The organism is Leptolyngbya sp. CALU 1928, assembly GCF_056784215.1.
Genome location: NZ_JBXBCE010000001.1, coordinates 275,620 through 301,072, shown reverse-complemented (window position 1 = coordinate 301,072; position 25,453 = coordinate 275,620). Strand labels below are relative to the sequence as shown.

Below are 25,453 nucleotides of genomic sequence, written 5' to 3'. Positions count from 1 at the left end.
TGGAATTTACCGAGATGTGTCAGGCAAACAGCTTATTTTGAACTTGGGCATTCTGTACTTGAAAAGCTAGTCTGGTATGGATAAAAGTAGGAAGCAACAGAATCATGGCGCAACCAACGATCTTAGTAACGGGCGGAGCAGGTTACATTGGCTCCCACGCGGTGCTGGCATTACAGCAGGCAGGCTATGGGGTGGTGGTGCTAGATAATCTTGCCTATGGGCATCAAGATATTGCAAAGGATGTGTTGAAGGTGGAGATGGTGGTGGGGGATACCTGCGATCGCCCGCTATTGGATAACCTCTTTGCTACTCGCGATATTGCTGCTGTGATACATTTTGCTGCCTTTACCTATGTCGGCGAATCGGTTACCGATCCAGCAAAATACTATCGCAACAACTTTGTGGGCACCCTCACACTGCTGGAAGCGATGATGGCGGCTTCCATTGATAAGTTTGTCTTTTCATCCACTTGTGCAACCTACGGTGTTCCTAAAACTGTTCCCATCCCAGAAGATCATCCCCAAGATCCAATTAGCCCTTATGGGGTTAGCAAACTGATGGTTGAGCAAGTACTCCAAGATTTCGACAGCGCTTATCAGTTTAAATCCGTTCGTTTTCGCTATTTCAACGCTGCGGGGGCTGATCCGGCAGGGCGATTAGGCGAGGATCATGTTCCCGAAACTCATCTAATTCCCCTTGTGTTGCTGACGGCTTTGGGCAAACGAGAGTCTATTTCTATTTTTGGCACCGATTACCCAACTCCCGATGGCACTTGCGTTCGCGATTATATTCACGTCACCGATTTGGCAGAGGCTCATGTGTTAGGGCTGGAGTATTTGCTCAAAGGCGGCGAGACGACGGTATTCAACTTGGGCAATGGCAACGGTTTTTCAGTCAAAGAGGTGATTGAAACGGCGCGTCAAATTACTGATCGTGAGATTAAAGTAGTCGAATCTCCCCGTCGTCCTGGCGATCCACCTGCGCTAGTGGGCAGCAGCGATCGCGCCCGCAGCATCTTAGGCTGGAATCCCCAATACGCTGACCTGAAACAGATCATTGCCCATGCCTGGAAGTGGCACCAAAAACGACACGGAAATGGTGCTTGACAACGGTTGAGTGACGAATGAAAAAAAGCGATCGCCGTGGGTGCGTTGAGTGAAATCGAAACGCACCCTAGAAAATTGCCATATGGAAAAAAGAAATGCCTCAGCGTAAAATCATCGGGCTTGTAATCATGGGGCTATTGCTGGGGGGCGGGGTTGTTAGCATGGCGCGATCGCTAGAAGTACGAGTGATATGGCTGATTGTCACTCGATATTGCCCTGGCTGCGATTTGCAGGGCGCACAGTTGCCAAGAGCCAATTTGCAAAATGCCAATTTGCAGAACGCTAAACTAAACCGCATCAACCTCAGTGAAGCGAACTTACAGGGAGCGAATCTGACTCAGGTGAGCTTGCAAGATTCAGATCTCAGTCTTGCTAACCTTGCTAACACCAATTTATTGAGTGCTAGTCTAGAAAAAACGGATCTCAGTGGGGCAATTCTCTCCCAAGCCAACCTCCAAAATGCATCCTTGGAACAAACAAGCTTACGATTTGCCGATTTAGAAGCCGCTAATCTCACCGGAGCGAACCTGCTTCAAGCAGATTTAGATGGCGCTAGTGGGGTACGGCAGGAGGACAAAGTGCGGAGGGCAGAGAACTGATCTCAAAACTTCAACTCCCCAACTCAAAACTCCGAATTCTAAACTAAACCGTTCCCTATGTAACTGACAGATGAGGCTGAGTTTGAGAAGCTGCCATTATGCAATTTAATCCTTCAGTTAAATCTGCCGCGATCGCGGGGGGACTTAGTCTTTTGCTGGGCGGCATTGCCGTTGCTTACTGGCAACTTGGCAGATATCCAACCTGTCTCCGCATGGTGTCGGGCAGCAATTTAGAAAGTGTTTACAGTACAGGCTGCGTCTATCCTCAGCGGTATCGACGATGGACAGTCACCGCCCAACGAGAACAAAACGCCCTACCCCGTACCCCAAACTGACCTCAAAATGATGAGATCGGGTAGCCATGTCCCGTCAAATCGCTGCTTCTAGCCTTGCTCCGGCTCGATGTTGGCTCCAAAGGGTTAGATCAGCAAAGGAGCGATCGCGATAGATGCCATAGCGTTCTTGTTTATTGCGAATGCGATCGGGCAGCGCAGGCAAAATGCCAAAGTTTGGCGGCATCGGCTGAAAATGTTTGGGCGATGCCGAACTAATAAACTCAAACAGCGCTCCGATCATCGTCGTCCCCGGCAACACGAGGGGTGTTTGCCCCAATGCCACCCTTGCCGCGTTGGTTCCCGCCAGCCAACCACCCGCCGCTGCTGCCGTGTAACCTTCTGTGCCCACCAACTGCCCCGCCGCCAGTAAGGTTGAGCGCTGTTTAAATTGCAGGGTTGGGTGCAGCAATTCCGGCGCATTGATAAACGTATTGCGGTGCATCACCCCCATTCGCACAAATTCAGCGTTTTCTAAACCCGGAATTAACTTGAATACCCGTTTTTGTTCGCCCCAGCGCAGGTTGGTCTGGAACCCAACCATATTCCACAATTGACCCGCCTTATCTTCTTGCCGCAGTTGCACCACCGCATAGGGGCGCTTCGCCTTGTTTTCGGGTTCGCGAAAATCTCCTAGGCGGGGATCAAACAAGCCGACGGGTTTGAGTGGACCGTAGCGCATGGTATCTTCGCCCCGTCGCGCCATTTCTTCAATCGGCAGGCAGGCTTCAAAAAACTTGGCGGTTTCTCGCTCAAAGTCTTTTAATTCTGCCTGTTCTGCTTGGCAAAGTTCTTGCCAAAAGTGCAGGTATTGCTCCCGGTTCATGGGGCAGTTGAGATAGGCTGCTTCGCCGCGATCGTACCGAGACGCCAAAAAAGCAAGATCATAGTTAATCGATTCGCCAACCACAATTGGGCTTGCTGCATCAAAAAAGCTCATATAATCCATGCCCGTCAAGCGACGCAGATCGTCCGTTAAATCGGGACTGGTTAAAGGTCCTGTGGTCAGCACGACAACCCCATCCGCAGGAATGGTGCGAACTTCGCCTCGTCGCAGTTCAATCAACGGATGATTAGCCAGGGTTTCGGTCAAAGTTTGGCTGAAGACGGCGCGATCTACGGCTAAGGCTCCTCCAGCCGGAACGGAGTGACTGTCAGCAGTGGAAATCACGATCGCACCAAGCCGACGCAGTTCTTCATGCAATAGTCCAGAGGCGCGATCGCTTGCCTGTGCCCCAAAGGAATTACTGCAAACCAATTCTGCCAAATGCTCGGAGTGATGCGCCGGACTCAGCCGCTGGGGGCGCATTTCGTGCAAAATCACAGGCACGCCTGCTTGAGCAATTTGCCATGCTGCCTCGGTTCCTGCCAATCCGCCGCCAATCACATGAATGGGTTGCTGCATACCACCCGCTTCTCCATACTGTTCTGAACTGTTCTGATTGCCTCTTTTCACCGTACTAGATTGGCTTCAGATTTAGGCGCAGAAGCACCTTTTTTCTTCAAATTAAAGTATGCCTTCAGCACTTGCCGGACAATCGGCGCACCCACAGAGCCACCCCCACCCCCGGATTTTTCAGCAAAAGCGACTACCACAATTTCAGGCGATTCTGCGGGGGAATAGGCACCAAACCACGTATCCGATCCATCGCCCATATCTTCAGAAGTGCCGCTTTTACCCGCGATCGCGGGTAAACTTGGATCATCCACTGCCCCGCCCGTGCCATAAGTCACAACTTCTCGCAGCCCTTCACGAATCTTTTGCGATGTGGTCGGCAGCATATTTAAAGATTCTCGCCAGTTTTTCGATTCTTCATTGTCTTTGAGCAAGTGAGGCTTCACCAAAAAGCCGCCATTGGCAGGCACCGCAAACATCACGGCAACTTGCAGCGGCGAGGTTAACAGGTAACCTTGCCCGATCGACATATTTACGGTATCGCCCAAAAACCAGCCTTCCTTCAATTCCTTGCGCTTCCAAGCATCATCGGGCACCAACCCAGGAGACTCTTCAACCCCTAGCTCAATCCCTGTTTTGCGCCCAAAGCCAAAGCGCCGAGTCCAGTCGATCAGGGTTTTGTCGCCCACCGTCATTGCGACTTGGTAGAAAAAAGTGTCGCTGCTATGGGCGATCGCCCCCGGAAAACCTAACGGACCAAAGCCTGCCCGGTTCCAATCATTAAATACAATGCCGCCAATGGTGAGGGACGGATAGGTCGGCAATACGGTATCTGGACCAAACTTGCCAGACTCCAGACCTGCCGCCGTGGTCACAATCTTAAACGTACTCGCGGGTTGAAAGGCTTGCAATGCTCGATTCACAAAGGGATGATCCGCACTTTGTAACTGTTTCCATTGGGCATCGGTGATCCGGGTTGAAAACAAATTAGGATCGAATGCGGGACGACTCACCATTGCCAAAACAGCCCCATTGCGAGGATCAAGCGCCACGATCGCCCCTTTGCGATCGCCCAATGCCTGCTCTGCCACCTTTTGCAAATCCACATCCAGCGTCAGTGTCACATCCTGTCCTGCCTTAGTAGCTTTCTGCCCCAAAATTCGCACTACCTGTCCGGCACCGTCTACCTCCACCTGCTGACCGCCCCATTCTCCCCGCAGCAAATTCTCGTATGCCAATTCAATTCCCATTTGCCCCGTCACATCGCCCAATCGATAGCCATCGTCTTTGCGCTGCTTCAGTTCCTCATCGCTGAGTTCGCCCGTATAGCCCAATATATGGGCTGCCAGATCTCCATTCGGGTAGTAGCGCACCGCCTCCGCATCTACCTGCACCCCGTCCAACTCTGCACTATATTCGGTGAGAGCCGTCACTTGCGCCGGACTGATGCCCCGTGCCATCCGTACCAAAAACGGTGAGTTATACCCTGCCTGATCAAGGCGGGATTGAACAACCGTTTCAGGAATTTTGAGAATTTGAGCTAGCCGCTTCACTGTGCTACCCCATTCTCCTTTTTTGCGAGCTAGGGGCCACAAGAAAACTGAATGCGACAATCGGCTTCCTGCTAATATCCGACCTTTGCGATCCAAAACCTTGCCGCGCTCAGGTTGCTTCGGAATTAGCCGAATGCGATTGTTTTCAGCGAGTTTTCGATTAGTCGCTCCGTCTAAAAGCTGTAGATAGACTAGGCGACCGCCCAACCCTCCCAATACCAGGAAAGATGCGATCGCCATCAAAAAAATCGAGCGATAGCGCTGTCCCACCGTGCGGGTTTCAGATTGAGTAGCTGTCGTAAAAGGCGATTGAGTTAGCGTCATGAACCAGCAACAGTAACAACGTGTTCACTTAGCAGCCAAGACCCACTGAGTAAACATAAACCCTAACGCAAGAGGTGATTGCCATTCGTGCATCACAGATATCAGTGCATCACTAGTACCAGTGCATTACCAGTATCAAAGTGATAAAGTTTCCCCTTGTGCCCTAGAAAGTTCGATAGGCGCAACGCAAAAGAAAAATGACTAGTTGATAACTCTCTTTGCGAGTTGGGCATCTTATAATCATTCAATCTAAAGAAATTTGCAATTCCTCTAGATTGCTAGGATAGTCTACTTTGGGTGCGGTCTAGATGAACGTATGGCGTAATTGCAAGCTAGGTGGGCTTAACCTGGCTTTGTGAACAGAGAATGAATGGATACAATAAACCAAATGTCTGCTTTAATACCTTATCAAATTACGAGATGAGGATTGAACGCTTACAGGAACATCTTCCCCTATGTCTCAGGCTGCAATCCAAAATCGAACTTTCACGACAGCCGACACCGAATTCGATGTCGAGCTTCGTAAGGTCTCCAAAGTTTATAATCACGACCCTGTCGTTCGCGGCATTGATTTGACCATTCGTCGAGGAGAATTTTTTAGCATCCTAGGTCCCTCTGGCTGTGGCAAAACTACCACGCTGCGCTTGGTTGCGGGTTTTGAGACTCCCTCTTCAGGAGAAGTTTTAATTCGAGGTCAGTCGGTCAATCGAGTGCCGCCCTATCGTCGCCCAGTGAACACCGTCTTTCAAAGCTATGCGTTGTTTAGCCATCTCACGGTTTGGGAAAATGTCGCCTTTGGGCTTCGACTTAAAAAACAAAGTAAGGCAGAAGTACAAAGTCAAGTAGATCAGGCGTTAAATCTGGTCAAAATGGACGGGTTTGCCAAGCGATTTCCCGCCCAACTCTCTGGTGGACAACAGCAACGGGTGGCGTTGGCAAGAGCCTTAATTAATCGCCCTGCGGTGCTGTTGTTGGATGAACCTTTGGGCGCGCTCGATTTGAAACTGCGGAAAGAAATGCAGGTAGAGCTATCGACGCTTCATCAGGAACTGGGTTTGACCTTTGTGATGGTGACTCACGACCAAGAAGAAGCGATGAGTTTGAGCGATCGCATTGCAGTCATGAATCAAGGCAACATTGAGCAAATTGATTCTCCAGAACGGATTTATGAACATCCCAAAACATCCTTTGTGGCAGACTTCATTGGGGATACTAATCTGTTCTATGGCAAAATCGAGGGTTTTTCTGCGAATGTCCTATGGCTAATTACCGATAACGGGTTGAAAATGAAGGCAAAGCCATCCAATGGAGAATCCCTGACTTCTGGCTCGGTGGTTGTGAGTGTCCGCCCTGAAAAAATTCGCTTGAGTCTATCGCCCTTTGACCACGAAGCCAACACTTTTGAAGGGCGGCTTCGCACCGTGATGTATCTAGGAACCCATGTTCACTATGTGGTGGAGTTAGCATCGGGCGATCGCCTCACTGTTAGACAGCCTAGCTTCTCTGGTGACCTCCCTGGCGAAGATACTCCGCTCTATCTTGTATGGGAGATGGATGACTGTCTGGCGCTCCCGTTGACGGGAGAAAGGTAATAGGAGGCAGGTATCAGGCATCAGGTGTCAGGTATCGGGTATCAGGTGTTAGATAGTTAGATAGTTAGATAGGGAGATACACAGCAATTTTGCATCACTCTTCATCTCATCATCTGGGTCGTCGTCAGTTTTTGCAGACCGCGATCGCGTCTGCTTCTGGGTTAGCGCTATCGGGCTGTGGCTGGACATTGGCAGAAGTGCGCCCAGTGCAAGGGAAATCAGGCGCAGCGAATGAACTTTATATTTATACCTGGTCTAACTATATTGATGCTGATTTGCTGCGGGAGTTTACTGCCCAAACTGGAATTCGGGTGATTGCGGATACCTTTGATGCGAATGAAACCATGCTGGCAACGTTTCAGGCAGGTAAAGGAGCCGCCTACAGCATTGTTTACCCGTCGGACTATTCGGTTGCCAAAATGCTGGAACTCAAGCTGCTGAAAGAGTTAGAAGAATCTAAAATTTCAGGCTTGGAAAATATTTTGCCTAAATTTCGGGCTTCCGTCCACGATCCTGGCAATCGTCATCATGTGCCGATCAGTTGGGGCACCACGGGCTTAATCTATAACAGCGATAAGATTGACCCGCCACCTGAAGATTGGAATTATCTTTGGGAAAATCAGGAAAAATTAAGTGGTCGAATCACGCTCTTAAACGATACGCGGGAAGTATTTGGGGCGGCGCTGCGATCTCTGGGTTACTCTTATAATTCTACGAATCCTCAGGAAATCCAGGCAGCCTTTGAAAAACTGAAGGTGCTAAAACCTGCGATCGCTAGCTTTACCACCGACGCATGGCGAGATCAGCTATTAGCTGGAGATTTAGTCATGGCAATGGGCTTTTCGATCGATGGCGTACTGGTTGCCCAACAAAACCCAAAAATAGACTATGTCGTTCCGAAAAGTGGCACCTCATTGTGGAGTGATGCCATGGTGATTCCTAAAAATGCGCCCAATCCAGATGCGGCTTACGCTTGGATCAACTATATGTTGCAACCCGCCGTTGCCTCCCAAGTCACTGAGCGTCTCTTTTTTGCGACTCCCAACAAAGCCGCCTTTGATCAACTGCCTGCTCCAGTCCGCAACAACGAAGCCTTATTTCCGCCCGATAGCGTCCTGCAACACTCTGAGGGCATTGTGCCCTTGCCCCGTGCCGCAGAAGCACTTTACGAAAAATACTGGACAATTCTCACCAGCAGCTAACTATATTTCCCACTTTGCCATTCGTAACTCGCAACTCCCATGACTTCCCCCCCCGCCACGTCAGAAACCAGTTCCAAATCTATGCCCCAGTGGCTAGAACCGATCGCGTTGCTGGCTCCCGCTGGAATTTGGCTAGGGTTGTTACTCGTCATTCCAACCCTGTTAATTTTTCAGTTAAGTTTGGTGCCAGGAATCCGCCCTGGAGAAGTGGTCAATCCTTCGGGGTTAGATAATTATCTGAAAATTTTTCAAGCGGTAGAAATTAAACCAGCTACCGCTACTGAACCCGCTGTGACATCATTTGTCTATCTAAAGGTGATTTGGCGATCGCTATCATTTGCGATCGGAACCACGCTCATGTGTCTGCTATTGGGCTTTCCCGTGGCTTATTTCATCGCCATCAAAGCGCCAAAAAACTGGCGAAACCTTCTGCTGGTCGGGTTTGTCTTACCCCTGTGGACTTCTTCCCTGCTGCGCTCCTATGCTTGGATTACGATTTTGCGCCCAACAGGAGTTTTAAACAGTATCCTCACGGCAATTGGGCTACCGGCTTTGAACCTGCTCAATCGCCCCCCGGCGGTCTACATTGGCATGACTTACAGCTTGCTTCCCTACATGGTGCTGATTCTTTATGCTTCCCTGGAAAAGCTGGATAGACGGTTGTTGGAAGCTGCCGCTGACCTAGGAGCCACTCCCATACAAGCGTTTTGGAAAGTGACCATTCCTCAAGTATTGCCGGGAATTGCTGCCGCATCGCTGTTGGTTTTCATTACCAGCATTGGCGATTTTATAGACCCAGAATTATTGGGAGGCGCGTCTAGTATGACACTAGCTCGTTTAATTTATAACCAATTTTTAGGAGCCAGCCAAAACTGGGGATTTGGATCAGCCCTGAGCATGATTATCATTTTTGCGGTGAGTATTTCGATTGGGTTGCTGCTGAAATATGGCGATCGGAGTAGTGCAAATTTATGATTACCTCCAAAAACACCCCTCGGTTTTCACTCCCTTGGCAGGCACTTTTCACCCTGCTGATGTTTGGCTTTATGTATTTGCCGATTTTGGTGCTGACATTTTATAGTTTTAATGAATCGCCCTATAGTGCTGGCTGGACTGGCTTTACGCTAACGTGGTATCAAAAGTTTTTTGGCGATGAGCGAATTATTGCGGCGCTGCGTACCAGCTTAATTGTGGCGCTGTGTGCGGTGGCGATCGCGGCGGTGGTGGGCACCCTGATGGTAGTCGGTTTGTCGCGCTATCGCTTTCCGGGTAAAGACCTCTATCAAGGCGTTGCTTATTTACCGCTGATCATTCCTGACATTGCGATCGCCGTTTCCACTTTGGTTTTCCTGGCAGCAGTTGCCATTCCTTGGAGCGGTGGCTTAATCCAACTTAGCCTGGGTACGATCGTGGCTGCTCATGTGGTGTTTTGCATCTCTTATGTTGCGCTCGTTGTCTCTACCCGGCTCACCAACATTGATCCCCATTTGGAAGAAGCTGCGCTAGATTTAGGCGCAACCCCTTTTCAAGCCTTTATTCAAGTATTGCTGCCCGAACTCACCCCGGCGATCGTCTCTGGTTGCCTACTTGCCTTTGTCCTCAGCCTGGATGATTTTCTAATAGCCAGTTTTACCGCAGGCGGCGGTGCAAACACTCTGCCTATGGAGATTTTTAGCCGCATTCGCACAGGAGTTAAACCCGATATTAATGCCCTTAGCGTCATCCTCATTAGCGCATCTGGCTTTCTCTTCGTGATTGCTGAATACTTCCGCTACCAAAGTGAACAAAGGCGGTTGAAGTGAAGCATGAGTCCGAGTAGAATGCCTTGCTCTGGCATTTATTCTGGCGCTTACTTGTGACGGAAACGGTGGCGATGATGTTTAGGGCGCACTTTGGCGATTGCAGATGAAGCTGCATCAACCTCTGAAGCCGCGCTAACGTCGAGGGTTGGAGCATCCACTTCCAGGGTCAGCAGCGGATCGGGGGCGGCTATATCCTGCAAAACTTCCACCTCCTTAGGCTCAACTTCCCTCGGTTCAGCGGCGATCGGGTTAAACTCTGGAGCAGTTTGAATCGGTTCTAACCGTTTCTGCTCCAGTGGTATAGCTAAGGGCTGAGCATCTTGCACCAGTTCGGGCAGTGCCACCAGCTCCTTTTCCGTTTCTTTTACCGTTAGCGGAATCCGTAGGGGTTGAACTTCCTCAATCCAGCAGCTTGCCAGCGGTAGGGTTTGGTCGAGATCTTCCAGCGGTCGGGGAACGAGCATGACGGCGTGCAGTTCACCAATACGCTCAGCCTCGATCATGCCAGCATCCAGCGCCATGGCTACATTTGCTACTGACCCTCGAATAATCGCCGTACATAATCCTGCGCCAATTGTTTCGTAAGCCGCAAGCACCACATCTGCCGATTTCATCATGGCATCTGCTGCCCCGACCATAGCCGGGAAGCCGCGTGTTTCTAGCAAGCCCACGGCTTGATTGCTCAACTTGCTATGTCCGCGACCTGTGGCGATCTGCGCGAGTCGATTCCCAATCGGCAGCACCACTTCTAGGTTAGGCATGGGGCGCGGCACCACAAGGGTCGAAAGTTTTTGCCCAAATTGCTGCGCTCGTTCAGCGCCTTCCTGCACCGCTAGGCGCACATCCGCAACGGAGCCTCGCACGATCGCCGTACAGTGACCACTGCCAATCTTTTCATAGCCCACGAGCGTCACCCCAGAGGACTTCAGCATGTGATCGGCAATTCCAACAATTGCAGGAAAGCTCTGGGCAGAAACCAAACCCAACGCGGTATCGGTGAAATCTTGTCGGTTGCTCATGCGTGAAAGCGGGTATCCATCGGTACTCTTATCCTAACTGCAATTAACCAAGAGAAGCGTTGAAATAGCGTCTTTCACCCAACCGTTAACCGCTTAATCTTCCCAAGGATCATCCGCATTGGATAGCTGAGTGGATGAAGGGGGGGGCTGATTGAGTTGGTGATGGGGAAACATCTTCACTAGAAGCTGGTTGACATACACTTGCCCATATACGTTTAGGCTTTGGGCTGAAGGATCGGAATTATTGACCAGCGTGGACTCTGGGGCTTGGGCAAAGTCTGGCTTTGGGGGTGGCGTTTTCGCTGGGGGCACTGATTCGGCAGGCGGATAAAATACGGTTTCGGTCACCTGCAACTCATCAGGCGGACGGCTTAAATCGCCTATCACTGAACCGGAGGGAATCAAGATGCCCGATGCAACTGAGCTATTCAGAATCGTTGAAGCAGCCCCAATACAGGCATTTCTGCCAATCGAAACCTGCCCAACAAGCAACGCTTCCGCTCCAATGTTTGCACCTTCTCCAATCTCCAAGATGCCCTTGGACGCATGAAGAATCGCACCGATGCCAATACAAGCTCCGGTTTTAATGATCACACAACTATCAGGATCTGCCTGAATTAGAACACCGGGAGCGATCGCAACTCCTTCCTGAATCGTCACATCGCCACTAATGTAGTAGTGCGATATGCTGATGGGTCGCAGTTGCAAAGATAGCAAAGACATAATCCCCCTTGATGGAGTCTGAAGTTTTGAGTTAAATCAATTCATCTTTTAACTCAAAACTCAAAAATATCTCCTACGGAGATGCTACGCGAACGAAACCCACAACCAACCCCGCAAGACTCTCAGATTCATCACTAGCGACTGGCTGGTTGCTTACCGGGCTGTTGAATCACCTTTTCAACTACTCGACGCTTTGCTTTGGGATCAGTGCCAATCAACCGGACATATTCACCCGCATGTTGGTTCATAAACCCATCTAGCGCCGTCATTACATCCGCCTCACGAGTTCCCTGCATGGCAGTTCCACCTTGCCAAGAACTGGTTTTGTAGCGCCGCTCATCCGCATATTCAGTGCTAATCTTAAAGCCTTGAGCTAATAAATGACGCACTTGTTCAGCGATCGCCCCATCTTTTTGAGCGCCATTGCTCGAACGATGACTCTGGGCTTGATTATTATGAGCGTGATTATTATGAGCGTGACTACTGTGGCTAGAAGCTGATCGATTGGGAGCCGCCGCCGGTGTTGTGCCAGTCTTGCCGTTAGGACGATGCACAATCATTTCCACCATTCGCTTTTTCACTTTGGGATCGATCCCAACCAGCCGAACATAATCACGGTTATGGGCACTGATGAATGATTCAATCTCCGCGATCGCATCCGCTTCACGTCGCGCTTGGATCATCGGTGCATTTTGCCAAGAACTGGTCTTGTAGCGCCGCTCATCCGCATACTCCACTCCAATGTGATAGCCCTGAGCAATCAATTGCCCAACCTGCTTCGACAAATCAGAACCCATACTACTAGAAGAAGTTGCATAGGAAGACGGATTGCTAGCCGCATGAGCAGAGCTTTGAGCCGAACCCGTACTTTGATTAGCACCCTGAGACGTTTTCCCATCGGGACGCTGGATAATCATCTCAGCCAACCGCCGCTTTGCCTGTGGATCAATCCCAATCAACCGCACATATTCGCCAGAATGCTCACGAATACAAGCTTCCAAACCCGCCAGCACATCGCTTTCTCGCGTTGATTGAATGGGGGAACAACTTGTCCACGAACTAGTCTGGAATCGCCGTGTATCGGCATGTTCCATCCCAATTCGTGCGCCCTGCATCAACAGGTTTCGCACTTGAGCAACCACCTCTGCTGCCAACTTGCCAGACGGAGACTGCCCATTATGAGTCCCAACATTAGGGGCTGCTTTAGGAATCGCATAACTCTTGGCAGAATAGTCAGAACTGCCACGACTAGAACTAGTTGAGGGTTGACCAGGCTGATCCTGAGGACGCTGAATAATCGTTTCTACTACCCGCTTTTTCGCCTGTGGATCGATCCCAATTAGGCGCACATATTGCCCTGTGTGTTCTGAAAGACAAGCTTGTAAGCCCGCCACAACTTCGGATTCACGCGTTGTCTGGATAGGCGCACAACTTTTCCAAGAACCCGTTTGGAACTGTCGCTTATCCGCGTGTTCTGTTCCGATCCGATATCCCTGCGCCAACAGTTGACGCACCTGACCCATGACCTCTGTATCCATACTTCCTCCCTTTGTAAGACGGCTGTGAGATTCACCGCCCTCACTTGCCTTAGTTGCGGTAGACTGTTGCCTTTCTTGAAATGATGTTACAGGGGCAACACTTTCGGCAGAGTGATAGCCCGATCGCAGCGCATCATTAACACCCATCACCTGAACCACGAACTGTTTATCAGATTCCCGTACATTTGGTAGCTGATCTGCTTGTTGCTGGCTAGTAATAATTGCCCCCGAAGGCACAAACTTCCCCGGTGGAATTTCCACATCTTGAACCAAAGCGTGCATCATCACAATACAGCCGCGTCCAATTCGAGCATTAAATATTGTTGAGCGAAACCCAACAAAACATCCATCTCCGATATAAGCAGGTCCATGAACCAATGCCATATGAGCAATAGATGCGTTTTGCCCAATCCAAACAGAATAGGAATTGCCATCATCCCCAACCACACGAGCTTGCTCTAGCCCATGAATTACCACACCATCTTGAACTTTAGATCCTGTACCAATTCGGAACGAATTCCCCTTGTCTGCTCGGATAGAAACACCCGGCGCAATTACAACATTGGCACCCACCCGAACATCCCCCATGACATTAGAGAATGAATGGATATGAGCTGTTTCATCAACCAAATCATTGACTAGGTTTGCACGAGATGTCGGAGCATCCGCATAACCACGGGCTACCATAGAATCAAACTCTCCAAACTGAAACCGTAGTGAGTTGGCGTTACAGCCTGTGCCAATGCCTAAAGCGAAGCGTAGAACAGAATTTGAGTTTGGAAAACCAAGCTCTAACCATAAACGCCTTAGATGAAGACGCTTCGTTTACGCTAGCGATCTTGATCTCGCTTGCTGTAGAGAAGCCGATTTTCAAGGCTAACTGTATCAATAATGGCAATCACTGCTGCATCAACAGGACGCTGTTCACTTCCTGAGACTTGACGAGCGGCACTACCATGACTCACTAACACCCATTCATCAATACCAGCACCGACGTTATCCGCTGCAACCTCATACCCAGGAAGCGGTTCCCCATCATCGTCAATGAATTGAAGGACGAGGAACTTAATACCCCTGAGAGTGGGTTCTTTTTGCGTGCTGGTAACCGTGCCAAGAACTCTGGCAATCTGCATTCGACGTTACGGACGGTTAAGAGGACGAATACCGCTGACGCTCTCACGGAATGGCTCTACGGCTTCGGTGTAACGAATGGGCAGAACATATTCCAGGTTTTCATGAGGGCGAGCAATGATGTGAGTGGAAAGAACCTGTCCACCGTTAACCCGCTTGACGTTTTCAATACCTGCTGCCACAGAAGCTTGCACTTCAGAGACATCACCCCGGACAATGACCGTCACGCGACCACTGCCAATTTTTTCGTAGCCGACCAGGGTAACGCGAGCCGCTTTTACCATTGCGTCTGCGGCTTCGACTACTGCTGGGAAACCTAGGGTTTCAACCATTCCAACTGCGATTGCCATTGTATAAATTCCCTTCCAAATAAACTTTAAGCAATGTGTGATATGACCAAACAAAACTTGAACCTACTTCTACCGCCCGAAAACGGAGTTGCACTGTTTAAGCATTAGCTGCGAAATTGATCTACGGCTTCGGTGTAGCGAATCGGTAGAACATATTCCAGGTTTTCGTGAGGGCGGGCAATGATGTGAGTGGAAAGAACTTCACCTCCATTGACTCGCTTGACGTTTTCAACACCAGCGGCTATCGAAGCCTGAACTTCGGACACGTCACCTCGAATAATCACGGTAACGCGACCACTGCCGATCTTCTCATACCCTACTAATGTGACGCGAGCGGCTTTCACCATGGCATCTGCGGCTTCAACAACTGCCGGGAAACCCCGGGTTTCTAACATTCCAACTGCAATCGGCATCCCTAGTCTCCTGATAAGTGAAACTAATCATTGTGAACAAGAGTGAAAATTTTGACGGAGATCCCACGATTCCAAGGCTTGTCGAGTTTTTCACTAGGCATAACAAGCATAGAGGCGGAACCGACACTTATGCAATATAAAGACCAATGATAGTTGCAAATCTTGGACATCAGAGAAGCTTATCAAATTAGTGGAATTGTAATTTTTGCCACTATTTCAGCTCTGACATGGATCTTCTCACATTTTGTGCCCTATCTTTTATATCTCTAAAAAATGGATTTAAAATGCTGAAATTTACGTCTATCAATGCTTTAAGGGCTTAACAAGGGATGATATCAGCGCGATCGCCCATCAATTTTTGTAACCAGTAGCTCTTGAGTCAGCCTAGACTTTTTCTAAACAATGTTCAAGAAAACATTACGTAGACATAAGTTACATTTATGCAAATAAGTTAGCAGTTCGCTAAGATTGTTTTTCCTAGACAAACATTGATATGGTGAGGGAATTGCAAGCAAGATAGCTTAAATATTAATTAAGATTTGCTAAGACGCAGATTAACTGATTTTTAGCTCTGATAGGGTGCGTTCAGTTGTCTGTGTCGCTGTAGTCATTACCATAAAGTACTTAATAGAAGGCTGTCTGGATGGGCGAGTTTCTACTGCAAACAAGCTGGTGTCTTCCAATCTATGGATTGATAGGAGCGGTGTTGACGCTGCCTTGGTCAATCGGATACGTTCGTCGAACAGGTCCTCGCCCAGCTGCATATTTTAATATTCTGATGACATTGGCGGCGTTAGTGCATGGCACGATCGCATTTCGGACGAGTCTACAGGTTGATCCGCAACTCATTCAGTTTCATTGGTTCCATGCTGCCGATCTTGAGCTTACCTTCGCGATCGATATCTCTTCGGTGAGTTTGGGTGCTGCCGAACTGGTGGGTACACTCAGCCTTTTAGCTCAGATTTTTTCCTTAGGATATATGGAGAAAGACTGGGCGATCGCCCGCTTCTTCGCCTTAATGGGCTTTTTTGAAGCTGCCATGACGGGTTTAGCGCTCAGTGACTCCCTGTTTTTGACCTATGCCTTACTGGAAACCCTCACCCTGTCTACTTATCTATTGGTGGGGTTTTGGTACGCTCAGCCTTTAGTGGTGACCGCCGCACGAGATGCGTTCTTGACCAAGCGGGTGGGGGATGTGTTGTTGCTCATGGGAGTGGTGACGCTGGCAACCTTTGCGGGATCGCTAAACTTTGTGGATTTATACGAATGGTCTGAAACAGCATTGTTGCCCCCCACTGTTGCCACGTTGTTAGGCTTGGCGCTGATTGCAGGACCAACCGGAAAGTGCGCGCAGTTTCCGCTCCATGGGTGGCTAGATGAAGCGATGGAAGGACCTAACCCAGCGTCTATTCTGCGAAATTCGGTGGTGGTCTCTTGCGGAGCTTACGTCTTAATTAAACTCCAACCGATTTTAATTTTGTCTCCAGTGTCATCGATTGCGCTTGTGGTCATTGGAACCATGACCGCGATCGGCGCTTCTTTGGTGGCGATCGCCCAAATTGATATCAAGCGTGCCCTTGCCCACTCCACCAGTGCTTATCTAGGGCTGGTGTTTATTGCCATTGGCATGCAGTGGAGTGATGTTGCCCTGCTAATTCTATTTACTCACGCGATCGCAAAAGCCTTAATATTTATGAGCATTGGCTCCATCATCACTACTACTGTGACTCAAGATGTAACCGAAATGGGTGGATTATGGTCACGAATGCCAGCAACAACCACAGCATTTTTAGTCGGCAGTGCTGGCTTGGTTGGGCTGTTTCCATTAGGCGGTTTCTGGGCACTGCGAGAAGGAGTGAATGCATTTTGGTATGACAACCCTTGGTTGGTGGTTGTGGTGCTGGTAGTCAATGCCTTAACCACTTTTAACTTGACCCGTGTTTTTCGACTTGTCTTTTTGGGTGATCCTCAGGTCAAAACTCGCCGCGCTCCAGAAGTGCCTTGGACAATGGCAGTCCCCATGGTATCGCTAACTATCATGACCCTATTAGTTCCCGCCATGCTACAGCGGCTCTCGCTGGTTCCCGATTGGGCATATTTGAACCATAGGGCGGTTCTTTTGCTAATGCTATCGGGTTTGGGTGGTTTTCTTGCTGGGTGTTTCGTTCCTTTTACTCGCGTCTGGTCTCGTCCGGTTCAAATGCCGTTTAAGTTGATTCAAGACTTATTGGCGTATGACTTTTATGTGGATCAGCTTTATCGCGTGACAGTGGTTGGATTTGTAGCTATGGTGTCGCGGCTGAGCGCATGGTGCGATCGCGTCGTAGTAGATGGCTTCGTTAATTTCATTGGCATCGCTTCAATTTTCAGCGGTGAAAGCTTGAAATATAGCGCTTCTGGACAATCGCAGCTTTATCTATTCACAATTCTCACTGGAGTGAGTGTGTTAGGAGTTTTACTCACTTATCGTCTCTGGTAAGTTTGAAAACAACGCAACCCAAACCCCCGGGCATCCAAACTTTACTCTGTAAAAGCCTATCAACTTTGGCTAGAGGGAAAGCATTACAGGATTAGGGACTCCTTCACGGTTTTACTCTTTCACTCCTTTACTGATTGTTTGCCCTAACTAGTTCATTTATTCTTTATTCTCTTTTGATATGCTCAGTGCCCTAGTTTGGATTCCCGTACTTGGAGCCGTCTTAATTGGACTGTTGCCGCAAACTGATGAGTCAACAACCGCACGATTCGTGAAACAATCCCTATGGGAATCGCTGCTCTCTAACGCTGAGCGACTCATTGCCCTGATTACAGCCGCAATCACCTTTGTGCTATCGATCTCTTTGGCACTCCAGTTTGATTCGAGCAGCCTCCCGTCTCAGTTTCAAGAACAGATTCCTTGGCTTGAGCCGCTAGGACTCAATTATCAGCTAGGACTGGATGGCTTATCCCTGCCGTTAGTCGTCTTAAACGGGTTGTTGACCTGGATTGCCATTTACAGTACAGAAAAATCAATTCAGCGTCCTCGCTTGTATTACATTTTGGTACTGTTGCTCAACACGGGTGTGGCTGGAGCCTTTTTATCAGAGAACTTACTATTATTTTTCCTGTTTTATGAGTTGGAGTTAATTCCGCTATACTTCCTGATTGCAATTTGGGGTGGCGCTCAACGGAGCTATGCGGCAACCAAATTTTTAATCTATACGGCTGTTTCGGGCATTCTTATTCTGGCGGCATTTTTAGGAATCGTTTGGCTGAGCCAGTCATCCACGTTTGATTATGCGGATATTCATACTGAATCACTGCCCTTAATCACCCAATGTTTATTACTGGGGCTGCTGCTGGTGGGTTTTGGCATCAAAATTCCGCTTTTCCCCTTTCACACTTGGTTGCCCGATGCCCATGTGGAAGCGTCTACCCCAATTTCGGTGCTGTTGGCAGGGGTGCTACTTAAACTGGGCACCTACGGGCTATTGCGGTTTGGACTGGGATTACTGCCTGAAGCCTGGACGGTGCTATCGCCTTGGTTAGCAACTTGGGCAGTGGTGAGTGTGCTGTATGGTGCGTTTGCCGCGATCGCCCAGATTGATATGAAAAAGATGGTTGCTTACAGTTCCCTCGCGCACATGGGCTATGTGTTGCTCGCTGGAGCCGCTGCTACCCCCTTGAGCATTTTGGGTACGGTGTTCCAAATGGTGAGCCATGGGCTGATTTCTGCCATGCTGTTTCTGTTAGTGGGAGTGGTTTATAAAAAGACAGGCACCCGTGATATTACCGTTCTGTGCGGATTGCTCAATCCTGAGCGGGGAATGCCCATCGTTGGTTCGCTCATGGTGATAGGAGTCATGGCAAGTGCCGGAATTCCGGGCATGACGGGGTTTATTTCTGAGTTTTTGATCTTCCGAGGCAGTTTTCCGGTCTTCCCGGTGCAAACTCTCATTTCTATGATTGGTACTGGGCTAACAGCCGTCTATTTTTTGCTGCTGGTAAATCGCACCTTTTTTGGACGCTTACCTGAACAGTTTGCTAATTTACCCAGAGTTGCTTGGTCGGAACGCTTACCTGCCTTTGCTCTAGCGCTTTTAATCGTAGTCCTCGGCTTGCAGCCCAATTGGCTAGGGTATTGGAGCGAGACGACGACGGCACTACTGGCACCCCCATCCGCAATCGCAATTGCTCCACAAATCCCCCCACTGCCCAAGCAGCCTGCAATTTTACTGCCGATTGTTCAATCGACCTCTGCCGCAAATTCTCCCTAAGGCACCTATTTTAACTACTGATTTTTCAACTTCCTCACTATGAACAGGACGATCGCCCCCAAACCATCCACGTCTAGCCATCCCCTCATCGAGATTATTCATCAGATGCAAGCGGGAGGAGCGTTACTGCCCGATTCGCCAGAAAATGTGATTGAGGTCGTTGGCATTCTCAAAAGCTATGGCATTGTTTTAGATGCCTATTGGAAAAATCTCATCTACATTTCAGAACATCAGTTTTTGGAGCTTTTTCCTTTTTTCAAATACTTTAATGGTGACTTGTCGCTCAATAAGCTTTTAAAGCATTGGGGACACGATCGCATTAACTACGAATTTGCCGAATACTGCATGAAATCCATGATGTATCACGGGGGCGGCAAGCTAGACGCGTACTTAGATACACCTGAGTTTAACGAACTGGCACAGCAGGCGATCGCGGCAAAACTGAAAGGTAACTTTTTGATGCAGGGGCTTTCTAATACGTTCCCTGAATTTTTGCCAGAACAAATTCGACAATCAGCCTATTACAGCGCTTTAGGGCAGTTTTGGAACGTGATGAGCGCCATGTTTCTCAGCTTGTCCGATCGCTATGATCAAGGAGACATTAAGACCATTCCCGATATCGTCGCCCACATTTTGGCAGCCTTGGTAGAAGCCGCCAATCAGCCCATCACCTACGCCGTCAAAATTGGCGACCAAAACTACGACATTATTCCTAAATCTGCCGAAATCACCTTTTTAATGGACACCGCCGTCCCCTACATCGAAGCGGTGTTTTTTCGCTCGTTTCCCTTCATGGGCACCATCTCCTATAACGCCCAAGCTCGCCAGATTTCTCCCGATCCCGGTCGTTTTAACTACGGGGCTCTATATGCCGATCCCTTGCCAGTCGGCGGGGCGGGCATTCCTCCGACGCTGCTAATGCAGGATATGCGCCATTATTTGCCAGATTATCTACACACAATTTACCAGCGATCGCCTAGAGGCGAAGAAAACCTGCGGGTGCTGATTTGCGTCAGCTTTCAGAAATCTATGTTTTGTGTGATGACTGCTGCCATATTGGGATTAATGCCTTATCCAATCGATACAACCGACCTGGATCAGCAGCAAACCAATCAAGTTTATCTAGAAGCCTGGTTGGATCGGTTAGTAGACTCGCGGCTGCCCACGTTACAAGCCTCGACATCTAGAGCCTCAACGATTTAGGGGACATCTCACTCGAAAGTTGGCAGTCAAATAACTGTTTAGAGGTGGCATAAAAGATCGCAAATGGTTAGCTTTAAAAAATGACCATCCATCAGAAAGAAAAAGCAGGTTTAAACGATCTTTTCGTTTAAACCTTCTCGAACTGGTAGATACAAACTATCTTTATATGGTCAATACTAGGGGAATCGGCTGCCAAACTATAAGTTCCAAGGTTTCAGCAAATCAGCGGTTGAATAGTAGTTTGCCTCGCCCCCCATATTGGAGAATCATCTGTCTTGGTTGAACCGCCACTATTGCCATCTGTGACTAAACCTCACGCTGCTTCTCACGATTTAGCGCAACGCCTATATCAGCATTTTCCTGTCGCTGTTTTTGTTAAGGCACAGAATGGCGTGATCACGTTCTGGAATAAACAGGCAGAGTTACTGTTTGGCATCGCTGCGGAACAGGTGCATGGCACAACCCTACATAGTTTTTTACCACAGACCTTAGCCGATCGCATGGAAGTGTGCGATCGCATCGTATTGCAGCAAGGAATTCAAACAACGGTTGAAGAAACCATTGAATACCCTGCTGAAAAACAGAAAACTCTAAAAATCGTGCGAGTGCCTCTGGTTGAAGGTGATCAGCTTGTAGAAAACCAGCCTGACGAAAACCAGTTGCTCTGTGTTCTGTATGTGATTGAAGACATCTCAGATCAAAAACAGGCAGAAACAAGTCGGCAGCAGCAAGCAGAACAAACTCATCGACTGACCCAAATTGCCAATCAAATTCGCGAATCGCTTGAGTTGAAGGAAATCTTTAGCCTGTATGTAAACGGCATTCGTGAATTTTTGCAAACTGATCGCGTCGGAGTATTTCGGTTTCGCCCCAACTGGAGCGGCATGGTTTTAAGCGAATCCATTGCTGTAGGCTGGGAAACTCTGCTCGGTAAAACCTTTGAAGATCCCTGTTTTGTTAATTCCAAGCGCTTTTATCAGCAAGGGCAAATTAAGGCGATCTCGGATATTCACACCGCCAACCTGACACCCTGCTATTTCACCTTTTTAGAAACCCTTCAGGTGAGGGCTATTTTAACCCTGCCCATTTTGCACCAAGATCAACTGTGGGGGCTACTGGTAATCCATCACTGCTGTGCCCCGCGCTCCTGGACAGCCTTTGAAATTGACTCTTTGAAGCAATTAACCTCTCAGGTCGGCAGATCGATTGAACAATCAGAAATTTATCAGCAGGTGCAGCGCACCAATGCAGAGCTAGAACGTCAGGTGCAAATTCGCACGGCAGAATTACAGCTTGCCTCAGAATTTGAAGCCACCTTAAAGCGAATCACTGATCGCGTGCGGGACAATTTGGATGAAGACCAAATTTTGCAAACCGCTGTACGGGAATTGGCGATCGGCATTGGGGTAACGGGCTGTAATGCCGCAATCTATGACCTAGAAAACCGCACGTCCAAAGTTTCCTATGAATACACCGATTCAATCGTGCCTTTACAAGGGCGAACGGTGATTATGGATAATTTTCCTGAAGGATATCGCCAATTGCTTCAGGGCTATTATTTTCAGTTTTGCTCTTTGGTGCCCAACCCGCTCCGAGGGCATGTTGCCATGCTTGCCTGCCCTATTTTGGATGATCAAGGAGTCCTAGGAGATTTGTGGCTGGTGAGTCAAAAACATCGCGCCTTCAATGACCAAGATATTCGCCTGGTGCAGCAGGTCGCGAATCAATGCGCGATCGCCATTCGGCAGGCAAGACTCTACCAAAAAGCGCAGGCTCAAGTTGAAGCGTTAGAAACCTTAAATCTGCTCAAAGATGATTTTTTGAGTACCGTATCCCACGAACTGCGAACGCCAATCTCTAACATTAAACTGGCAACTCAAATGTTAGAAATCAACTTGGAAAGCCAACATTTGCTCGATAACCCCTCCAGTTCCTTGGTTCGATATTTTCAAATCTTAAAAAATGAATGTCAGCGAGAGATTAGCTTGATTAATGACTTGCTCGATCTCTCTCGGCTAGAAACTGGGGCGGATAGCCCTACCTGGCAAACAATAGACCTTGCTACCTGGATACTCAGGCTAGCGCAACCCTTTTTAGAACGCGCCCATAGCCAAAACCAACTCTTTCAGCTAGATGTGCCCCCTAGCTTGCCCCCTTTCATCACCGATCCTTCCCGATTGGAGCGGATTCTGAGTGAATTGCTCAGTAACGCCTGTAAATACACGCCGACTGGTGAGACAATCACCTTATCGGTTCAGCTAATTCAGCCAGAAGCAATCGCTTTGAGCCAAGAGGTATTTCAGGAAACGAGTGTGATGTCCGGAAACAATGGGAGAATACTGCCAAAGACTATGGCAAATGGCTACAGAGCGCAGAGCGCGATCGCGTCTACTAAACCACGCTGGAGTTTTCAAATCAGCAATTCTGGGGTAGAAATTTCGCCAGAGCAACTCACCCATATTTTTGATAAGTTTTATCGGATTCCAAACAATGATCCGTGGAAACATGGCGGAACTGGGCTAGGGTTGGCACTGGTTAAAAAACTGGTGGAGCCACTAGGAGGAAGTATTCAAGCCAGCAGTTGCGATCGCCTGACCCGCTTTGTGCTTGACTTACCGTTGCACCAAACCCCAGACTAGTTTGATCCAACTTCCCTAAGCAACCCTGAATGATCGTGTTGTCAACCGCAAGAATAGGATTATCCTGAAATGCACCGATTTCGATAGAATGCGACTGAGTGCCTTGTTATGTTCGTTTGAACTTGAGTTTGTGTCAGATAGTCAGAAACACCGTCTTTTGTGAGCGTGATGCAGTTGAATAGTCCACTCGTCCAGTCTTCCCCCCCCGTCATCTTGGGTAGTTTGCCCGATCCCCCAATTCCCGATCAAACCTGTCCTCGGCGTGCCCGTATAGAAATTGATCTATTGCTATTGGCGATCGAAGCTTTAGAACTTGATGGCTCAGAAGCCATTTTGCAGACTTCAAAAGAGCTAGAACTGGACGAAATTATTAAGGATCGGGTAGCTCTTTGGCGCTTACGGAACACCAATCCGCTGCGCCGTCATAATCAACGCCGAGACTTGACCTTAACGGAAGCCAAAGCGCTAGTGATTGTCGGCTGTTCTCTTGCAAGACAATTAACGGTGCTGATTCGACAATTATTAATTGCCTATGATCAACTGACCGAAAAGCAGTTGTCTATGGAACATCACTTTCGCCTGAATGACTATCTAGAGCGATTTCGCGCCCATTTTCGATCGCGAATGAACCCCCGTCGCGCTGCTGTAGCAGATAATTACTCGGATGAAAAGCTAAATCAGCTTGCCCTCAGTCTCCTGTCTCAGCTTTTATTCTGCACGGGCACCTATGGAATTCAGCGATTTTGGTTCAGCTTGTTTGATGGAGAAGTAGCATGACAACGATTCAGCGTTTGTATAGCTTGCCTAACTGTAGCTTGATGCTAGAAGGCTTTAGCGACAGTTTTTTGCTAAATTCAACTGAATTTCGTCCGTTACTGTCGATTTTGATCAATGCGGAATGTCGGTTGGCACGATTGGAAAAGCCCTTAACTGGGGGGCGGGAGTTTTTAGACAGTTTAGTCGCGGTGGTGAGTCAATACGCGCAAGAGTTTTTGAGTGGATTACACGCCACGAGACTGCCTAAGCAGGCGGCTATCGGAATAGTGCAGCTTGAGCGGGTGAATGACAATACCCATCGCCTTAGTCTGCGATCGCCCATGGTATTAGATAGCAGCACGAACATCACCGCTCCTAATCCAACCCAAATTGATCTCAGCACCGTCGAATTGTTTGATCTGGTGGAAGCGATCGATCAACTTTTGGCAGATACGCAAACTCTGCCCGATTTATCGCTTAATTTAAAGCCCCTATCGCGTAAAGAAATTGCCAAAACTGAACCCGTCACGAAGCAAGTTGTGCCAGGGGCGATCGGGCTGGCAAGTTTAGCGGCGGCGGCTTTTGCCTTTTCGCTGCTGCCTTTCCCTAAAGTAGAACCGCCAAAAGATTTATACCCCGTGCGATCGGGCGAGGCTGCAAACTCCCTCACTCCCGCGCCTTCCGGATCTCCAACTCCTTCCACACCCCAACCGACTCCATCGCCTAGCGCCAGCGCGGTCAGTTCAAGCCCTAGCCCTAGCCCTGCCGCCGATCTGCAAAAGCTGGAAGCAGCGTTAGTAGCGGCTCCTGAAATTACAGATAGTGCCACTTTAGAGCAGCTAGGCGATCAACTTCGTGGAAAAATTGAGCAGCAGGGGACTCCCAAACCTGCCATTTCTCAAGACCTAACTTACCAGGTTGGCGTGGGTAAGGATGGTGAAATCTTGGGCTATAAGCCAATAAATTCTGCCGCTTTAGACAATGCTGCGAAAACGCCCTTGCTGGGTTTGGTGGCTCGTCAGGGCGATCGCCCCGCGACCGATCCACTCGCCCGCTTCAAAGTAGTTTTTACCCCCAGCGGTAATTTGGAAGTCACACCCTGGAAACAGACGATGACCTCGCCCATTACAGGCATTACCGAAATCACAGAATCCGCCAAATTAGAAGCAATTTTGCCCAAACTACGGAGCCAAATTAATCAAGGCTGGACAACGGCTCCCAATTTTAGTGAGGATCTCATTTATAAAGTGCGGGTTAAAGAAGATGGCACCGTGGTGGACTACAGCGCCGAAAATGATGCGGCGGCTCGCTATGCCCAAGAAACCCCACTGAGCAAGCTAGGCAAATTAATCACCGATGGTAAACCTGCACCCGTGCAAGAACCTCTTGCTCTTTACAAGGTGGTGTTTACGCCCCCAGAAGGGGCAGTAGAAATTAATCCTTGGCGTGGCTGGCAGAACTAGAGATATTCAGTCAGGTGTCAGGTGTCAGATACAGCTTCGGTTCAAATGAAGTGAAC

The 25,453-nt window shown here is 48.9% G+C and carries 21 protein-coding genes; 13 read left to right on the top strand and 8 right to left on the bottom strand.

Features of this window, described 5'->3' with window-relative positions:
- Positions 1 to 104 precede the first annotated feature (104 nt).
- The 3 genes from galE (at position 105) to AC1S5B_RS01330 (ending at position 2,040) form a co-directional block, all read left to right on the top strand.
- Positions 105 to 1,106, top strand: a complete 1,002-nt coding sequence (gene galE / locus AC1S5B_RS01340) for a UDP-glucose 4-epimerase GalE (protein WP_482033925.1) — start codon at positions 105 to 107, stop codon at positions 1,104 to 1,106.
- A gap of 95 nt (positions 1,107 to 1,201) precedes the next feature.
- Entirely contained in the window at positions 1,202 to 1,705 is a 504-nt protein-coding gene (locus tag AC1S5B_RS01335; RefSeq protein ID WP_482033924.1) for a pentapeptide repeat-containing protein, read from the top strand.
- A gap of 98 nt (positions 1,706 to 1,803) precedes the next feature.
- Positions 1,804 to 2,040, top strand: coding sequence for a hypothetical protein (locus AC1S5B_RS01330; protein ID WP_482033923.1), 237 nt, complete (start codon positions 1,804 to 1,806; stop codon positions 2,038 to 2,040).
- 34 nt (positions 2,041 to 2,074) lie between these two features.
- Here AC1S5B_RS01330 and trmFO read toward each other — a convergent pair whose 3' ends face one another.
- Positions 2,075 to 3,493 carry an FADH(2)-oxidizing methylenetetrahydrofolate--tRNA-(uracil(54)-C(5))-methyltransferase TrmFO gene (gene trmFO, locus AC1S5B_RS01325; protein ID WP_482033922.1) on the bottom strand — a complete coding sequence of 473 codons (1,419 nt, stop codon included), beginning with the start codon at positions 3,491 to 3,493 and terminating at the stop codon, positions 2,075 to 2,077.
- Positions 3,490 to 5,310, bottom strand: coding sequence for a penicillin-binding protein 2 (mrdA, locus tag AC1S5B_RS01320; protein ID WP_482033921.1), 1,821 nt, complete (start codon positions 5,308 to 5,310; stop codon positions 3,490 to 3,492). The genes trmFO and mrdA overlap by 4 nt, the downstream gene beginning before the upstream one ends.
- Positions 5,311 to 5,765: 455 nt before the next feature.
- Between mrdA and AC1S5B_RS01315 the strand changes: the two genes are divergently transcribed.
- The 4 genes from AC1S5B_RS01315 to AC1S5B_RS01300 all read left to right on the top strand — a co-directional run bounded on the left by AC1S5B_RS01315 (position 5,766) and on the right by AC1S5B_RS01300 (position 9,906).
- Entirely contained in the window at positions 5,766 to 6,902 is a 1,137-nt protein-coding gene (locus AC1S5B_RS01315) for an ABC transporter ATP-binding protein (RefSeq protein WP_482033920.1), read from the top strand.
- A gap of 89 nt (positions 6,903 to 6,991) precedes the next feature.
- A complete protein-coding gene (locus AC1S5B_RS01310) occupies positions 6,992 to 8,104 on the top strand; it encodes an ABC transporter substrate-binding protein (RefSeq protein ID WP_482033919.1) in 1,113 nt (370 codons plus the stop codon).
- 39 nt (positions 8,105 to 8,143) lie between these two features.
- Positions 8,144 to 9,079: an ABC transporter permease gene (locus tag AC1S5B_RS01305; protein ID WP_482033918.1), complete on the top strand. Its 936-nt coding sequence runs from the start codon at positions 8,144 to 8,146 to the stop codon at positions 9,077 to 9,079.
- Positions 9,076 to 9,906 carry an ABC transporter permease gene (locus tag AC1S5B_RS01300; RefSeq protein WP_482033917.1) on the top strand — a complete coding sequence of 277 codons (831 nt, stop codon included), beginning with the start codon at positions 9,076 to 9,078 and terminating at the stop codon, positions 9,904 to 9,906. The genes AC1S5B_RS01305 and AC1S5B_RS01300 overlap by 4 nt, the downstream gene beginning before the upstream one ends.
- Before the next feature lie 47 nt (positions 9,907 to 9,953).
- On the opposite strand, the gene ccmO is transcribed toward AC1S5B_RS01300, so the two are convergent.
- The 6 genes from ccmO to AC1S5B_RS01270 all read right to left on the bottom strand — a co-directional run bounded on the left by ccmO (position 9,954) and on the right by AC1S5B_RS01270 (position 15,080).
- Positions 9,954 to 10,925: a beta-carboxysome assembly protein CcmO gene (ccmO, locus tag AC1S5B_RS01295; protein WP_482033916.1), complete on the bottom strand. Its 972-nt coding sequence runs from the start codon at positions 10,923 to 10,925 to the stop codon at positions 9,954 to 9,956.
- Between the two features lie 93 nt (positions 10,926 to 11,018).
- Entirely contained in the window at positions 11,019 to 11,648 is a 630-nt protein-coding gene (ccmN, locus tag AC1S5B_RS01290; RefSeq protein ID WP_482033915.1) for a beta-carboxysome scaffolding protein CcmN, read from the bottom strand.
- 134 nt (positions 11,649 to 11,782) lie between these two features.
- On the bottom strand, positions 11,783 to 13,873 hold the full coding sequence (gene ccmM / locus AC1S5B_RS01285) for a beta-carboxysome scaffolding protein CcmM (protein ID WP_482033914.1): 2,091 nt from the start codon (positions 13,871 to 13,873) through the stop codon (positions 11,783 to 11,785).
- A 143-nt stretch (positions 13,874 to 14,016) separates the two neighbouring features.
- Positions 14,017 to 14,319: a beta-carboxysome shell vertex protein CcmL gene (gene ccmL / locus AC1S5B_RS01280; RefSeq protein ID WP_482033913.1), complete on the bottom strand. Its 303-nt coding sequence runs from the start codon at positions 14,317 to 14,319 to the stop codon at positions 14,017 to 14,019.
- A gap of 6 nt (positions 14,320 to 14,325) precedes the next feature.
- Positions 14,326 to 14,667, bottom strand: a complete 342-nt coding sequence (locus AC1S5B_RS01275) for a carbon dioxide-concentrating mechanism protein CcmK (RefSeq protein WP_171574167.1) — start codon at positions 14,665 to 14,667, stop codon at positions 14,326 to 14,328.
- Positions 14,668 to 14,771: 104 nt separating this feature from the next.
- Positions 14,772 to 15,080: a carbon dioxide-concentrating mechanism protein CcmK gene (locus AC1S5B_RS01270; protein WP_482033912.1), complete on the bottom strand. Its 309-nt coding sequence runs from the start codon at positions 15,078 to 15,080 to the stop codon at positions 14,772 to 14,774.
- A gap of 643 nt (positions 15,081 to 15,723) precedes the next feature.
- Here AC1S5B_RS01270 and AC1S5B_RS01265 point away from each other — a divergent pair.
- The 6 genes from AC1S5B_RS01265 to AC1S5B_RS01240 all read left to right on the top strand — a co-directional run bounded on the left by AC1S5B_RS01265 (position 15,724) and on the right by AC1S5B_RS01240 (position 25,397).
- Positions 15,724 to 17,559, top strand: coding sequence for an NAD(P)H-quinone oxidoreductase subunit F (locus tag AC1S5B_RS01265; RefSeq protein ID WP_482033911.1), 1,836 nt, complete (start codon positions 15,724 to 15,726; stop codon positions 17,557 to 17,559).
- A 178-nt stretch (positions 17,560 to 17,737) separates the two neighbouring features.
- Positions 17,738 to 19,336, top strand: a complete 1,599-nt coding sequence (locus AC1S5B_RS01260; RefSeq protein ID WP_482033910.1) for an NADH-quinone oxidoreductase subunit M — start codon at positions 17,738 to 17,740, stop codon at positions 19,334 to 19,336.
- 39 nt (positions 19,337 to 19,375) lie between these two features.
- Positions 19,376 to 20,539: a CO2 hydration protein gene (locus AC1S5B_RS01255; protein WP_482033909.1), complete on the top strand. Its 1,164-nt coding sequence runs from the start codon at positions 19,376 to 19,378 to the stop codon at positions 20,537 to 20,539.
- Positions 20,540 to 20,814: 275 nt separating this feature from the next.
- On the top strand, positions 20,815 to 23,178 hold the full coding sequence (locus tag AC1S5B_RS01250) for a GAF domain-containing protein (protein WP_482033908.1): 2,364 nt from the start codon (positions 20,815 to 20,817) through the stop codon (positions 23,176 to 23,178).
- Positions 23,179 to 23,346: 168 nt separating this feature from the next.
- Entirely contained in the window at positions 23,347 to 23,955 is a 609-nt protein-coding gene (locus AC1S5B_RS01245; RefSeq protein WP_482033907.1) for a DUF3038 domain-containing protein, read from the top strand.
- Positions 23,952 to 25,397: a DUF4335 domain-containing protein gene (locus AC1S5B_RS01240; RefSeq protein ID WP_482033906.1), complete on the top strand. Its 1,446-nt coding sequence runs from the start codon at positions 23,952 to 23,954 to the stop codon at positions 25,395 to 25,397. The genes AC1S5B_RS01245 and AC1S5B_RS01240 overlap by 4 nt, the downstream gene beginning before the upstream one ends.
- The last annotated feature ends 56 nt before the right edge of the window (positions 25,398 to 25,453 follow it).